Source organism: Treponema zioleckii (assembly GCF_014737315.1).
GTDB lineage: Bacteria > Spirochaetota > Spirochaetia > Treponematales > Treponemataceae > Treponema_D > Treponema_D zioleckii.
Map to the genome: position 1 here is coordinate 1 of NZ_JPUF01000078.1, position 15,233 is coordinate 15,233.

At 42.9% G+C, this 15,233-nt stretch carries 12 protein-coding genes; 3 read left to right on the forward strand and 9 right to left on the reverse strand.

From position 1 onward, the window contains the following. The first annotated feature begins 292 nt into the window (after positions 1-292). Positions 293-1,723, forward strand: a complete 1,431-nt coding sequence (locus JI65_RS15070) for a heavy metal translocating P-type ATPase (protein ID WP_191017988.1) — start codon at positions 293-295, stop codon at positions 1,721-1,723. An 11-nt stretch (positions 1,724-1,734) separates the two neighbouring features. After that, positions 1,735-2,040 carry an HMA2 domain-containing protein gene (locus tag JI65_RS15075; RefSeq protein WP_191017989.1) on the forward strand — a complete coding sequence of 102 codons (306 nt, stop codon included), beginning with the start codon at positions 1,735-1,737 and terminating at the stop codon, positions 2,038-2,040. Positions 2,041-2,231: 191 nt separating this feature from the next. On the opposite strand, the gene JI65_RS15080 is transcribed toward JI65_RS15075, so the two are convergent. From JI65_RS15080 to JI65_RS15110, 7 genes are all read right to left on the reverse strand, one after another. Next, positions 2,232-2,918 carry an aspartate/glutamate racemase family protein gene (locus JI65_RS15080; protein WP_191017990.1) on the reverse strand — a complete coding sequence of 229 codons (687 nt, stop codon included), beginning with the start codon at positions 2,916-2,918 and terminating at the stop codon, positions 2,232-2,234. 23 nt (positions 2,919-2,941) lie between these two features. Beyond that, entirely contained in the window at positions 2,942-3,724 is a 783-nt protein-coding gene (gene proC / locus JI65_RS15085; protein WP_191017991.1) for a pyrroline-5-carboxylate reductase, read from the reverse strand. Between the two features lie 36 nt (positions 3,725-3,760). Further along, positions 3,761-4,555 carry a glutamate 5-kinase gene (gene proB / locus JI65_RS15090; protein WP_191017992.1) on the reverse strand — a complete coding sequence of 265 codons (795 nt, stop codon included), beginning with the start codon at positions 4,553-4,555 and terminating at the stop codon, positions 3,761-3,763. Positions 4,556-4,671: 116 nt separating this feature from the next. Then, a complete protein-coding gene (locus JI65_RS15095; RefSeq protein WP_242457269.1) occupies positions 4,672-5,955 on the reverse strand; it encodes a glutamate-5-semialdehyde dehydrogenase in 1,284 nt (427 codons plus the stop codon). Between the two features lie 93 nt (positions 5,956-6,048). After that, positions 6,049-6,570, reverse strand: coding sequence for a hypothetical protein (locus tag JI65_RS15100; protein ID WP_191017994.1), 522 nt, complete (start codon positions 6,568-6,570; stop codon positions 6,049-6,051). Between the two features lie 80 nt (positions 6,571-6,650). Continuing rightward, positions 6,651-7,748 carry a GGDEF domain-containing protein gene (locus JI65_RS15105; protein ID WP_191017995.1) on the reverse strand — a complete coding sequence of 366 codons (1,098 nt, stop codon included), beginning with the start codon at positions 7,746-7,748 and terminating at the stop codon, positions 6,651-6,653. A gap of 696 nt (positions 7,749-8,444) precedes the next feature. Continuing rightward, positions 8,445-10,538: a methyl-accepting chemotaxis protein gene (locus JI65_RS15110; protein WP_191017996.1), complete on the reverse strand. Its 2,094-nt coding sequence runs from the start codon at positions 10,536-10,538 to the stop codon at positions 8,445-8,447. A 255-nt stretch (positions 10,539-10,793) separates the two neighbouring features. Here JI65_RS15110 and JI65_RS15115 point away from each other — a divergent pair, with 255 nt between their 5' ends. Next, positions 10,794-11,426, forward strand: a complete 633-nt coding sequence (locus tag JI65_RS15115) for a MarC family protein (RefSeq protein ID WP_191017997.1) — start codon at positions 10,794-10,796, stop codon at positions 11,424-11,426. 234 nt (positions 11,427-11,660) lie between these two features. Here the strand turns inward: JI65_RS15115 and JI65_RS15120 are convergent, their stop codons facing one another. Both JI65_RS15120 and JI65_RS15125 read right to left on the reverse strand, forming a co-directional pair. Further along, positions 11,661-11,987 (reverse strand): PG0541 family transporter-associated protein, encoded by a 327-nt coding sequence (locus tag JI65_RS15120; RefSeq protein ID WP_191017998.1) that lies wholly within the window; start codon positions 11,985-11,987, stop codon positions 11,661-11,663. A gap of 11 nt (positions 11,988-11,998) precedes the next feature. Then, on the reverse strand, positions 11,999-15,214 hold the full coding sequence (locus JI65_RS15125) for an efflux RND transporter permease subunit (RefSeq protein ID WP_191017999.1): 3,216 nt from the start codon (positions 15,212-15,214) through the stop codon (positions 11,999-12,001). Positions 15,215-15,233 lie beyond the last annotated feature (19 nt).

Sequence of the window (15,233 nt, forward strand, 5' to 3'; positions counted from 1 at the left end):
GGAAGGAATGCCGCGATTCAGAGGTGGAGTTTTACTTTTTCGCCCGGCGAGAAAGTGTTTTGTGCGTTTAAGGAAACGCTGTAAGTTGAGTTTTTTGAATATAAGCCTATTTGTGCGTTTATGGAAACGCTATAAGTTGACTTTGAGAATTCAAGTTCACTTGTGCGTTTCCTGACAGTTTTCTTAGGAAAACTGTCGCTCTGGTGGGGGAGTTTGCAGGTGTTTCCGAATCGCGGCGGGAAGGAATGCCGCAATTTAGAAGTTTTGTTTTGCTTTTCGCCCTCGCGAAAAAGTGCTGGCTGGACCGGCTTTCAGTTACTTTGACGGCGAAGTTGTCGCTGGCGAAGGCATGGTAAACCAGGCGTCAATGACAGGGGAATCGCTTTTGGTCGAAAAGCGTGCTGGAACTGCTGTTTTTGCTTCCACAATCGTAGAAGAAGGTGAAATTAGGATTTCTGTAAAAGCCGTCGGTGGCGAAACTCGTGTAAACAAAATTGTTTCTCTTATAGACCGCTCTCAAGAATTAAAGGCCGCTTCTCAAGTACGGGCAGAACGCATTGCGGATCGTCTTGTGCGATACAATTTTCTCCTTGCGGGGCTTACATTTCTTACGACAAGAAATTTTGCAAAGGCGGCTTCAACACTTTTGGTTGATTATTCTTGTGCAATGAAGCTTTCCGCACCAATTTGTGTTCTTTCAGCAATGCGCGACAGCGCAAAATGCGGAATCATGGCAAAGGGCGGAAAATATCTTGAAGAACTCGCAAAAGCCGATACGTTCATTTTTGACAAAACAGGAACTCTTACCGAATCGATGCCGAAAGTTTCAGCGGTAATTCCATTTGGAAACAGAACGGAAAACGAAGTCTTAAAACTTGCGGCTTGTCTTGAAGAGCACTTTCCGCATTCGTTGGCTCGTGCGGTTGTGAGAGAAGCCGCTGACCGCGGAATTGACCATATTGAAGAACATGCAAAAGTGGATTATGTTCTTGCCCATGGAATCGCTTCTTCTCTGGGAGAAGAAAAACTTCGTATTGGAAGCGCGCACTTTATTTTTGATGATGAAAAAATAAAATGCCCAAAAGAAGCCGAAAAAGTGATTTCTGAATATTCAGAAACAGGTTCTTCGCTACTGTATTTTTCTATTGGAGATGAACTTGCAGGAATAATTGTTATAGATGACCCGATTCGGGAAGAGTCTGTAAAGGCTGTGGCAAGACTGCGAGCGTTGGGCGTAAAAAATATTGTGATGATTACTGGAGATGGGGAAAACACAGCCCGAATCATTGCAAAAAAGGCTGGAATTGATAAGTACATTTCACAGGCACTTCCTGATTCAAAAGTTGAATACATAAAGAAAATGCAGGCAGAGGGCCATAAAGTTGTGATGGTTGGTGACGGAATAAATGATGCACCGGCACTTTCTGTGGCAGACGTTGGCATTGCGATGGGGGCTGCTTCTCAAATTGCTTCCCAGACGGCAGACATTCTTCTGCCGGATAACGGGCTTGATTCACTTCCTGAATTGAGGCTTATTGGGCTTAAACTTATGGAACGAATCCGTGGCAATAACGCAATGATTATAGGAATCAACACGAGTCTTATCGCGTTGGGGCTTGCTGGCACAATTTCTTCATCAACGGCAGCTCTTTTGCATAATGGCTCTACAGTTGCAATAAGTATGAGCGCAATGCGTCCGCTTATTCCTAATATTGAAAACTGAGAGGATGGTAAATGAATATTTCAAGCTTTTTTCCTGGAAGAATCAGATTGCGTGATGCAGTTTTAAAAGATGCTGAAATCTCTGCAGCGTTGCGTTCTGCAATCGAGTGGCATGAAGCGGTAAAAAATATTGAGCATAACTTGCAGACCGGTAGCGTTCTTATTGAATATACTCCGTCTAAATTGCCAATAGAAAAACTTACCGCGCTGCAAAGTGAGCTTTTGGAATTGAAGGGATTGTGCGACCGTTATAACGGAAATAATCGTCAGCCGATTTTTAACAAAATTTCTGAATTAAAAGAGCGCTTGCAATCCTAAAGTCTAAAGACAAACAGATTCAGAAATTAGGGGAACTTTGAAAAACTTCAGGGTATCTCGAAAAACTTAAAATTTGGATGCTTTTTGAGAAAACCTAAACTTTTTGAATATGTTTGTTAAAAGAGCGAAGTTTTTAAAGAATTTTACATGGGGGCCAATAACTTCATTATTTGGCGCCCTTCCGAATCCGTTTACGACATAATCATTTCGGCCAGAACGTTGGCGTGAATCTGCATCGCATCGATTACCGTCAGTTCTGGATGAGTTTTCTTAAAAAGCAGCGGAAGTTCCGTTGAACCGAGCACCAGCGAATCTATTTGGTGCTTGTCCTGCATTTTTTCCACGATTTTTAAAAGTTCTTTTTGAGATTTTTCGTTGATAATTCCGTTTCCGAGTTCCTTTTCGATAATGGTTTCGATTGTGTACATGTCATCATTTTCTGGCGTAATAACCTGAATTCCGTGTTCTTCGAACGCTTCCCTAAAAAATTTTCCTCGCATTGTAGGAATTGTTCCGATAAGCCCAACCTTCTGCACTTTTATTTTGTCCACGTAATCCATTGTAGTGTCGATTATGCTCACGATTTTTACTGGCGAAAGTTCTCTGATTTTAGAAAGTACGATGTGAGGAGTAAGGCCTGTGAGCGCACCTATTTCGCAGCCGGCGGCCTTTAAGATTTTGAACGAACTTAGCAGGTATTCGGCAAGGTGATTGTGATTCACTTCGTTGGAAAAATCCAGAATGTCGAACGCACTCAAACTCTCAATGTTGATGTTCGGGAGACGTCCCATTTTTTTGTGAACTATGGAAGTGATACCTTTGTAATAAAGCAGTGTTGAAGTCGGGCCTGTTCCGCCCACCAGACCTAATTTTTTCATTTTTAACTCCTCCTTTTTTGTAATTATCGCTCCATAATCGCATCAATAGACTGAATGCAAGCTGTTCTTAAACCGCATTTTTCGAGCTGAGTAACGCCGCGAATCGTAGAACCTGCCGGGGAACAAACGTTGTCTTTTAGGACTCCAGGATGTTCGCCTGTTTCAAGCTGCAATTTTGCCGTTCCTAAAACTGTCTGGCTCACGAGTTTGTACGCCATTGCTCGCGGAATACCGTATTTTACCGCCGCGTCAGAATATGCCTCGATGAGCAAGTCCACGAACGCAGGACCGCAACCAGTTATCGCGCCTCCAATTCCCATAAGATTGTCCGAAAGCTCCTCAACCACACCGAGGGAAGCGAACAAGTCCATCACGTCTTTTCGTTCATCTTCAGACAGAGAATTTGTTTTTTCAAAAAGAAAAACTCCCTCGCCAACCATTGCGGGTGTATTTGGCATGATGAACTGAATTCTTGTTGATTTGTCCAAAAATTTGGAGTATTTCTCAAAATTCCAGCCGAGCGCGATTGAGAGAAGTGATTTTTCGTTCAGCTCACCCTTGATTTCGGCAAGTACTCCTTCAATTTGGTACGGTTTACATGCCATTATGATGGTTTTTGAATTGCGCACCACCTCTTTTAAAGACTCGCAAGGAATAAAACCGAATTTTTTTGCATTTTCATTTAGTTTTTTTTGGTTTGGCGCATAAGCATAAATAGAAGACTTTTCAATCTTGCCAGATTTTATAAATCCCCCGCACAGTGCCTGTGCCATGTTTCCCATTCCGATAAATCCGATTTTTTCCATTTTTTACCTGCCTTTTTTTTGGTTTAGAGCCGTCTTTTATTCAGTCGTAAAGAGAGTGCCTTTTGCCTCTCCGCTTGCCAGATTGTCCAAAATGTTTTCGCGTCCGCCGTTAGCCAAGAGAAGCGGAATCCCATAAACGGTGGTTTTTTCAGCCGCCTGGATTTTAGTCTCAATTCCTCCGGTTCCGAACGAATTTGTTTCGCCGATTTTTATATTTTTGCGCAAAGCCATGATATCATCAACGATTTCTATCAATTTTGCGTCAGGATTTGTCTTTGGATTGTCGGTGTAAATTCCGTCAATGTCGCTAAAAAGAATTAAAAGGTCTGCGCTCCACAAAATCGCCGTGAGTGCCGAAAGATTGTCGTTGTCTCCGATTGCGAACTCATCGGTGGAAACGGAGTCATTTTCGTTTATGATTGGAACTACGCCTTCGTCAACCAGCGTAAAAATCGTGTTCCGAATGTTGAGTGAACGGTGATTGTCTTCAAAATCATCTTTCGTAAAAAGCAATTGCCCCACGTGCAAGCCGTATTCGCCGAACGCGCTTCGCCACTGCGTCATAAGCTCAACTTGCCCGATTGAGGCGAGAGCCTGCCTAAAGTGCACGTCCTTTTTTCTAGCCCATTCTTTGAGCGTTGAAACGCCGGAAACCTGTGCCCCAGATGAAACCACAACGACGCTCTTTCCCATGTCGATTAGGTTTTTGCATTGCCGAGCAAAATTCTGCATGAATTCAACGTTTTGCGTTCCGTCTGCCTTTGCGAGCGTGTTAGACCCGATTTTTATCACTATCTTGCGTGAAGATTTTATTGCTTCCTGAATTGTCATATTACATTTATTTTACAGACATGTTGAAAACATTAAAAGTTATTTTTAGAAAACTCTTGCAGGAATTGCGTTTTTTTTCGTGCGATTCCTTCAAGAGCTATTAGACGTGACAGTTTTTATCGCACTTGTCCGTCGCCGTCAATCAGGAATTTCGTGGTTGTAAGTGCTTTAATGCCCATTGGTCCGCGGGCATGAAGTTTTTGCGTTGAGATTCCTACTTCCGCGCCAAAACCGAATTCTCCGCCGTCGGTAAAGCGAGTTGAAACGTTCACGTAAACGCAGGCACTGTCAACTTTCTGCTGAAAAGCCCGTGCGTTTGCGCGTAGTTCAGTGCAAATGCATTCGGAGTGCTTCGTTGAGTGGGCATTTATGTATTCAATTGCCTCGTTCACGTCACGAACGATTTTTACCGCGCAAATAAAATCAAGGAATTCAAATCCAAAATCACTTTCGCTGGCTTTTACGATTTTTCGGTCTGCAAGATTTTCTGAACTGATTTTGAGTTTATTGAAGATTTCGTAAGATTTTTCGTCGCATCGAAGCTCAACCCGTCCTGCCAGTTGCTTTTCGAGCATCGGCAAGAAATTTTCTGCAATTTTTTCGTGAAGCAGAATACATTCAATTGCGTTGCAGGCACCAGGACGCTGGATTTTTGCGTTCTCGGCGATTTTTGCCGCCTTTTTAAGGTCTGCCGATTCATCCACAAAAAGATGGCACACACCGGCCCCGGTTTCGATTACAGGAATTTTTGCGTTTTTAACAACATGCTGAATGAGATTTGCGCCTCCTCTCGGAAGAACGCAGTCAATTTTTCCGCGTGCCGAAAGAATTTCGTCCACGTCGGCATGGTTCGCCTGTGGAAGGCACAGTTCAATCGCATCTGGAACACCGTTTTCGCCGGCATTTTTAAGCCCTTCTTTTATTGCCTTTACGAGCGCAACGTTGGAATTTTGGGCATTCGAAGAACCTCTCAAAAGAATCGCATTTCCGCTTTTGTATGCAAGGCAGAAAGCGTCAACCGTAACGTTCGGGCGGCTTTCGTAAATAATCGCCACAACGCCGAGCGGAACTCGCACCTGTTTGATGTTCATTCCCTTTGGGGCGTTCCAGCCGGCAACCACTTCGCCAATCGGGTCGTTCTGCGAGATTACGATTTTCATGCTCTCAATGATTCCGTCCACGCGCTTTGAGTCAATCATCATGCGTTCAAGAAGTGCGTCGCTCATGCCTTTTGCACGGGATGCGTCCAAGTCTTTTTTGTTTGCGGCAATGATTTCTTCTCGGTGAGCGTTAATTGCGTTTGCCACTGCACTTAGGGCTGCATTTTTCTGCTCTGCGGTGTGAAGAATAAGTTCTTTTGAAGCGTTTTTTAATTTGTCAGTAAGATTTTTTAATTCCATTTGCGTGCGTTTTGGGCTGTGAATGAGCTTGCTTTGTTCACAAAAAAAATAAACGGACATTTCTGCAAGCTCCATGTCCGTTTTCAAAAAATATTAGAAATTTGCCAAGAAAAAGATTCCGAGCAACTGAATTATTCTGTTCTTTTCTTCAGACCAAATATTTGCGTTCGGAAGGCTTTTTACGTACCAGCAGAATACGCCGAATTCCGGGTCGATTCGGAGAGCGTAGTTCGTAAATTCCTCACTTTTTGACTGATTTCCGAACATCAAATAAATCACGTCCGTAATAATCTGAATGAACGTCGCATACGCTTCTGACCATTTTTTTTCTTCTGTGCGGGCAACATATTGGTCAAGCTTATAAAGAACCTGCTCCTTTAAGGAAATATCAAATTCCTCAACCCAAGTTTTCTGGATTAAGAGCGTAAGATTCTTCTTAAAACTCGTAAGCAACTTCGATTCATCTTCGGCGGCATTAAAGTCGTAGCCAGCACCAAAGCCTTGTGCGATTAATGCAGAAGACTTTTGAAGCTCCGCTGCATTATCAGATTTTAGAAGCGTTGAAAGCGATTCGATTTGTTCTGTATCTAAAAATTCTTTTATTAAATCTGTCATGTTGCATGCAATTCTAAATGTTTAAGTAGTTTTATTCAAGATGAAAATAGAAAAATTTAAGAATGAATTAAGAGAATTTTTTAACTTTTTAGCAGAATTCTCTCGTGAATTTCAGAAAGTCCCATCAAAACTCCAATCAACTTTGCGCTCGTAATCAAAATGTCCATGTCGTCGTATTGCCAAATTCGTGTGTGGCATGAATCTGCGCGCAAATAGCCAAACTCGCAGTCCTGATAGCAGATTTTGCAGAAGAAAGTTGACGACACGTGCTGATTTTCTAATTCGTCGTGCAAATCAACATGATTCGACTTTAAAAGATAATCCCGCTGATTCAAATAGAAAAAATCATTCGTTCCCGCCATTTCTCTTACAATCAGCTCTGGCTCGATTGGTGCAAAATCCGAGAATTTTGAGAGTTTGTGAATTTTTTGGAAGTCCAATTTTCCGTTTCTTTGAATGCAGATATTGTCGTACATGTAATATGAACTCAAAAAAATCAGCAGTTCCGAAATATTTTCTTCAAGATTTTTTTTCTGCGTCAAAATTTGAAAAACCTTGTTGTGAAGGTTCATTGAGCTAAGAATATTTTCGCTATCTTTTTTAAGTACGATATTTTTGTGCTTTTCGGGAAGATAAATTATAAAGCAGTTTCGTCCTTTGATTTTTCCGCGGTAAAGTGCTTTGTCTGCGGTTTCCATAATCTGTTCGTATGAATCCGCGTCTTCTGGAAAGCGTGCGACTCCGATTGTAACTGTTATAAAAATTTCCCGCTGATTTTTGTTGGCGAAATTTTCTTCCGTCAAAACTAAATTTTCTGGCAGCGCGAATGGCGTTTTGCTTATGGCCTGAGTTATGGTGCGGCAAGTTGTCCAAACGGCATCATAATTTATGATGTTTGGAAAGACGATTAAAAATTCATCTCCGCCGTATCTGCCGATTTTTCCGATTCCTTTTATGACGGATTGTGTCCGCTGGACGATTTCTTTAAGCACAAAATCACCCGCGGAATGCCCGTAAGTGTCGTTCACGTATTTAAAATTGTCGATATCCAGAATCATTATGCTGAACGGATCTTTTTTAGAAATCAGGGAGTTAGAAAATTCGTTTATGGCTTCGCGTGTAAAAACTTTTGTTAAGCAATCAAGTTGTTGTTGTTCGGTCGCAAAAAAATCTTGCATCTACAATTCCTCATTGTTGTTGGTGCGTGGAATTTTGTTAACTTTTTGATTTGAATTTTTTTTGCTTTTTAAGTGTTTTGATTATGAGTAGTTCTGAAAAGAATGTACAATTGAAAATTTGAAGAATTCCGACTTGAGAAGAATTAAAATTTGAAAAAGGCTCACGAAAAGCCGCGAGGAGGAGTGCGACTTTTCGTGAATTTATCTATATTTCGTGCAGCTGCCCGAAATTATAGGCTGTAAAAAATGCTGGTTTCGGCGAATCGCTAAAACCGATATGCTGTGAATGGCACAACCACCGGATTCCTAAAATTGCTCGCGACGCGCTGAGCAATAAAACCAAACCTCCAAGTCACCGCCGTGCTTGTCGCGGTGACTTGGAAGCCCGTGCCAGATGACCCACCCAACACGCCAATTTTTTCGCTAGAAAAAATTGTGCGGGAAACGCACAAGAAAATTTAAACTCCAAAAGCTAACTTGTAGCGTTTCCTTAAACGCAAAAACTCAACTTCAATCTCAAATTGCTCGCGGCGCGCTGAGCAATAAAACCAAGCCTCCAAGTCGCCGCTGCGCTTGTCGCGGCAACTTGGAAACCTTTGAAAGAGCCCCCACCAAAGCGCAAGTTTTTTCGTCAGAAAAACTTGCGGGAAACGCATCAAGTTAACTTATATTCGCAAAGTCAGCTTGCAGCGTTTCCTATTTTACCTTGAACTGGTCTACTTGCACTCCGATTGTTTCGATTGAAGACTGGATTTGCTCGGAAAGAGTTGCGAGTGCCGCACCGGTTTCGTTGATTTTTCTTGCTCCGTTCGACATTACATCCATTCCGTCTTTAATCGAGAACGTTGCGTCCTGAAGATTTTTGATTTCTTCAAGAATCGCTTTATTACCTTCTGACATTTCAAAAGAAGCGGTTTTTACTTCGTTCGAAGTGTCGTTCATGCTGTTAAGAGCCTGCACAATCTGTTTTGAGCCTTCGTTCTGTTCAAGCATTGCGTTAGTAATCTCACGGACAAGGTTCGTGGTTGAATTAATTCCGCTCGAAACTTCGCTGAACGCATCTGTGGCAATTTGCGACGCGCCAACGATAGACTCAATGGATTGCATGATTTTTGAAAGCTGAATACCGATTGTTTGGGATTGTGAACTTGAATCCTCCGAAAGCTTTCGAATTTCGTCTGCAACTACGCTGAATCCCTTGCCGGCTTCTCCCGCGTGTGCCGCTTCGATTGCCGCGTTCATCGCGAGAAGGTTTGTCTGTTCCGCGATTCCCGAAATAACGGTATTGGCTTCCTGCAACATTTGGCTTTGTTTTTCGATTTCGTCAATTATTCCGTTTACGTCATTCTGCCTTTGAACTCCAATGATTGCCTTTTGTTCAAGTTCTTCGAACGATTTGCCCATTTTTTGAACGGAACTGTTTACCGCATTGATGTTTCCAATCATCTGCTCAACGGCTGCGGACGCTTGCGTTACTGCAGAAACTTGTGACTCAATCATGTGGTTGAGCGATTCGATATTTGAGGCAATCTCGTTTACGGCACCCGCAGTCTGATGAACGGAATCCGTTTGTACGGTAACTTGGTCGCTCATTGTGCTTATGTTTGTGATGATTTCTGCAATTGAATTTGTTGTGTCCGAAGTTGAATCCTGCAAAAGCTGACCGACGTTTACGAGCTGTTCTTTGGAATCCTTCATCGTCGTGATAATCGTCTGCAATTTTTCGGCAAAGAGATTGAAGCCGTCTACGACACGGCCGATTTCGTTGTTCGTGTTCACGTGGATTCTCTTTGTAAGGTCTGCGTCGCCCGTTGCGATTCCTCGGATTGTTTTTTCTACGATTCCGATTGGCTTTATGCTCTTAAAAATGATGAAAGCCGAAATCAGAATGATTGCAATCGTGATTGTGATGCTTGAAAAGCCGAGTTTCCATGCGACTGTTTTTGACGCAGAGTTAATTGTCGCTTCGTCAAGAATGAGAACTAGTCCCCACGGAACGTTTTGAATCGGAGTGGAGAAAATGACCTGACGTTTTCTTTTAGTGTTGTAGAATTTGGTCATAATCGGTTCTGTTGAACCGAAAGTTGACTCGATTTTTGCATAACTTGCCGCATCACTGTTTTTAAGGCTCTCAAGTTCTGCTTTTAATGCGATTATCTCTGTGCTTGTGGTTATAACTTCGCCGCTACTTCCGAACATTACTGCGTAGCCGCGGTTTCCGAGGTCAATGTCTGCGATAATTGGCGTGATGTTTGAAATGTCCACGACTCCGCAGAAAAATCCGTTCACTTTGCTGGAGCTTTTTAGTTTGCGGCAAATGTGCACTACTGTTTTTCCGGTTGTTTTTGCGGTTACAGGGTTATCGATGAATTCAGACGCTCCGTTATTCATTATCGCCTGAAAATAATCGCGCTCTTTTATGTTTGTTAAATTGCCAGTATCTGAATAAAAGTTTGCTTCTGTGTCTACGAAAGCCACATAATTGTAAAGAGAACTTCTGTTGTCTGCGTTTGAGCGTAGCCAGTCCACGATTTCATCTACATCGTCTGTTTCTTTGAGAATTTGCGCATTTACGTAAAAATCAAGTCCCGTTAGATATTTTTCAATTTCGGTTTTTATAATATTTGAATAGGATTTTGCAAGTTCCTTGTAGTCTGATTTTGTTTGGTTCTGCACTTCAGTTTTTGCGGAATTAGTTACAAAAAAAAGTTGACCAAGATTCAGTATGATAATGATTATTGTGAGCAAGCCTCCAATAAAAAGGAAAAGCTTGCCGTTTTTCTGTTTCATATATCCTCCACCAATATCTTTAAATATATATATTCAGTCTTGCATAAATTTTAAGACTGAAAATAGTAAAAATCAATTTTTTTTTAAGTCTTGGAAATTCATCGGAAGAAAAATGTTTTAATAATATTAAATTAAGTTTAAAATTGATATTTTCTTTAGTGCGTTTGTAATCTGAAAAATTGCAATTTCTGACTCGCAAAATTGTTGTCTGTAAGTTGTGGAACAATCGATTTTAAAAGTGTAGACTTGCTTCTTATGCAGTATTTTAATGATTTTCTAAAAATTTTATTCACCTTTGTTATCATTATGGATCCGATCGGAAATATTCCGCCGTTTTTTGCGTTGACCGGGGATTTTGACACAAAAACCCGCAATCTGATTTTAAAAAAAGCCATTATCGTTGCAGGTGTTGTTCTTTTTGTTTTTGGTGTGCTCGGAAAAGTTCTTTTGGGATTTTTTGGCATTTCTGCTGGTGCGTTTTATATTTCTGGCGGAATTTTGTTTTTTACGATTGCTTACGAAATGATTCAGAGTAAGCCGCGGAGCCGCCAGACTCCTGAGTCTAGCATTGAGCCGCAGGACACGATGATGCTCGCTGTTTTTCCGCTTGCGATTCCGCTGATTGCCGGCCCTGGCATGATTACTACGGTGATTTTTACGATTGCCAGCGGGGATTTTAGCTTGATTCGTCTTGGAATTACGGTTGGCGCGCTGATTGTAAGCCTTGTGATTCAATATGCAACGATGCGTTCGGGCGGTCTTTTAATCCGCCTAATCGGCACGACAGGTATGTTCGTTCTGGAAAAAATAATGGGTCTGATTCTTGCCGCCCTTTCGATTCAGCTCGTGTACGAGGGTCTTATAAAATTGAATATCCTGCACGGGTAAGATAATTAGGAATGCGGAATGCGGAATTGAAACTAACGTCAGCCTGCAAAAGAACTAAAATTTCCCAAACCGAGTTGTGAAGCGACTTTGAGGGTCGATAAAAAATCTGGGGGCGGAAGTGTAGGCGAGGCAAAAAATGATTTTGACCGTTCGCGACCGAAGGGAGTCGGATACCTATTACGGTCATCATCATTTTTTTGAAACGCCGAAACGGACGCCCCCAGATTTTTACACCTATACTTCAGTCGATTCGCTTACGAAGCACGCGATGCCTTCGCCAATGTATTGCTCGCGGAGTTGCTCTACAATCGAAACTATCGTTTTGCAATCTTCTTCGTCGCAATAAATTATGTACATCATGTTGAGCTGAGGCCAAATTGCATCGCCTAAACGCGGGTTAGAGTAGCCTGCACCCATAACGCCGCGCATTTTGGTGTATCGCGCCGCAACTTTTTTTTCTTTAAAAAGCTGAATAAAATCTTCTTCAAGAGCCTGGGAAAAAATAATCTCGACTCTTTTTTGCGCGCCTGCATGTTGTTTTATCGATTCCAAATAACTCATATCATCCTCCCCTAAATTCCAGCTCCACGGTCTTTTTCGTAAAGTTTGTTCGCTCTTTTTAGTTCTCGCTGATATTCTTTGAGAGATTTTTCCTTGGCTTTTGCCGCACGCTTTGCAGCTTTCTTCAATCGTCGGTTATTGAAAATAAAGTAGATTGAAGGCATGAGGAACAGCGTCATTACTGAACCGAACGTCATACCGCCGAATACCGTGAGCGAGATTGGCTGCATGTTCGTAGAGCCTTCGCCTGGGAAGAATGCCATTGGGGCAAGGGAAATAACCGTCGTCAAAGTTGACATGAGAATTGGGCGAAGTCGGTTTCTTGCCGCCTGAATACAAGCTTCCTCAAGTTCGTAGCCGCGTTTTCGCAGAAGGTTCGTGTAGTCTACGAGAACGATACCGTTATTTACGATAGTTCCGACCAGAACGAGCATACCGATAATCGTTACGACGTTGAGCATGTTTCCTGAAATCCAGTAAATTGCGACGACACCGATGAACGATAGCGGAATCGTAAAGATGACGATGAACGGGTCGAGAAGTGACTCGAACTGCGAAGCCATTACGATAAATACGAGGAACGCCGCAAGAATGATAATCATTCCGAAGTTTACGAACGCTTCCATCATATCTGCCATAGCACCCGTGTAGTTAATTGAGACGCCATCCTCCAGCATGATATTGTTTGCAATCTGCTTCTGAACTTCTGCCTGAACGTCGCCGAGGGAAAGTCCGTCCACAGGATTTGCTGTAATGTGAATGATTCGCGCCTGATTTTCGCGGTAAATCGTTACAGGTGCGGTTGTTTCGCTGTAATGCGCGAAGCTTGAGAGCGGAATTCGCTGACCTGTTGAGCTGATTACAGAAATCGATTCCAAATCGTTGAGTTTTGCGCGGTCTTTCTTTGAAATGCGCACAACAACGTTAATGTCATCGCCGTTCTTTGTGTATCGGCTTGCCGTTGTACCGTTGATTACGCCCGCGATTTCGGAGCCGACCGTGTAAACGTTCAAGCCGAATTCTTGCATTCTGTCGCGGTCAAAAATAATCTCTGCCTGCGGAAGACCGTCTTCAAGGTCGGAAGCAACTTCCGTAACCCAGTCTGTCATTTTGTATTTTAGGAAGTCCTCTACGGCTCTTGAAGTTTCTATAACGTTTTTAAGGTCGTCGCTCTTTACGTTTACAGAAATCTTGTTTCCGCCGCTTGATGCGCTGTTTGCGTTCGCCGCAAATGAAAGGTCAGCTCCAGGGAACTGGGAGAAGTATTTTCGCAGCTTTTCCTTTGCCGATTTTTCGTTGTCCCAGCCTTTCTGTCGGTTTTTAGGCTCGTAAAGCGTGAACGTAACGGTTCCCGTGTTTGTTTCGGCCGCAGAAGAAATCATGCTCGTGCCGCCGACGCTTACCGTAGAGTATTTTACGCCCGTAAGTTCCTGCAAAGCCATCTGCTCGAATTCTCGCATCGTATCTTCGGTAATTTCGAGCCTTGTTCCCTGCGGGAGCGTGAACTGAACGGCAACCGAGTTGGATGCTGAATCTGGCATAAAGATGAATCCTACGAGTTTTACGGCAAAAATAGAAGCGAAGAAAAGTACGATTACAAACAGAATAGAAATCAGTTTGTGATGAAGAACGAACTTTACGCCATTCGCATATTTTTCGTCAAGTTTGTCAAAAAAGTTGTTGAACCAGCGGTTGATTCCGTATACAAATCCAGACTGATTCGAAATTTTTGTCTTTTTTACTGTCGTTGCGCAGAGAACCGGAACGAGTGCCATAGCCACAATAAGCGAAGACATGAGCGAGAAGATGATGGTCCATGCAACGTCGTTGAACATTTGTCCCATGAGACCGAGCTTTTTCTTAAAGACAAGCATCGGAAGGAAGATACAGACCGACGTTAAAGTGGAACTTGTAATAGAAGAAATCATCTCCTGAGAGCCGAGAACCGCCGCCACGCGTGGTTTTGTGTCTCGTTCGATGTACGAGTAGATATTTTCGAGGACTACAATCGAGTTGTCTACGAGCATACCGATACCAAGGAGAAGTCCGGCCATGGAAATCTGGTTAATAGAAAGATTGTTGAGGTACATGCACAAAAGCGTAATCATTACCGAAATCGGGATTGACGCACCAACAATCAAAGTTGATTTTAGTGAGCGCAAGAAGATAAAGAGAACCGCGATTGCGAGAGCCGCACCCTGAATTACCGACATTACAACTTCCATGATTGTCTGCGAGATGATGTCGGTCGTGTTTGATGTTTCGATAATCTCAACGTCGGAAGGAAGTTCGTGTTTGAGCTGAGTCAGAACTTTTCTTACGTTCTTTGCCGCCTGAACGGAGTTTTTTCCAGACTGTTTTTGAAGGCTTATCATTACACATGGAGAGCCGTCGAGGTAGGCGAGTGTTGACTCGTCCTTGTATCCGTCGTAAACGTCGGCAATATCGCGCAAGCGGATTGTTCTCATTGCGTTCGTTTCGCCAACTTTGTACGAAATTACGGTGTTCTTTAAATCTTCGAGTGACTTGAATTTACCGTCATTTTTAATCGTATAGTTTTTGTCGCCGCTGGTAATCGTTCCGCCCGAACTCTGTACGTTCTGCGCACCAATCATTTGTGCTACAGAACTGATTGTGAGTCCGTAAGCTTCGAGTCGGTCTCGCGGAATGTCAACATTGATAGAATTTTCACGACCTCCCGAGACGTTTGCTGAAGCGATACCGTCAATCTGCTCAAGGCGAGATTCAATCGTATTTTCTGCCAGTGCTCGGAGTTCCTCTGGCGTTCGGCTTCCACGGAGCGCGAGGTTCATAATCGGCATCATGGAAGGATCCATTTTTATCGTAATTGGTGACTCCGAATCTTCTGGCAGGTAGTTCCGCACCATATCGATTTTGTCGCGAACGTCGCCTCCTGCCGCGTCCATGCTCGTTCCGTAGTTGAATTCCAGGATTACGAGGCTTACGCCGGCCATTGAGCGTGACTGAATTTTTTTGAGTCCCGAAACGCCTGAAAGTGAGCTTTCGAGCGTTGAAGTAAGGCTTGATTCAACTTCTTCAGGGCCTGCTCCGTTGTAGGTCGTGTAGACGAGCATATAAGGCAAGTCCATGTCCGGGAACATATCTACCGGCAACTGTGTCGTACAGAATGTTCCCAAAATAATCATCAGGACGAACACAAGTATGGTCGTTACCGGTTTATTTACACATCTTTCAGAAAATGTCATTGATTTTCTCCTCGTATAC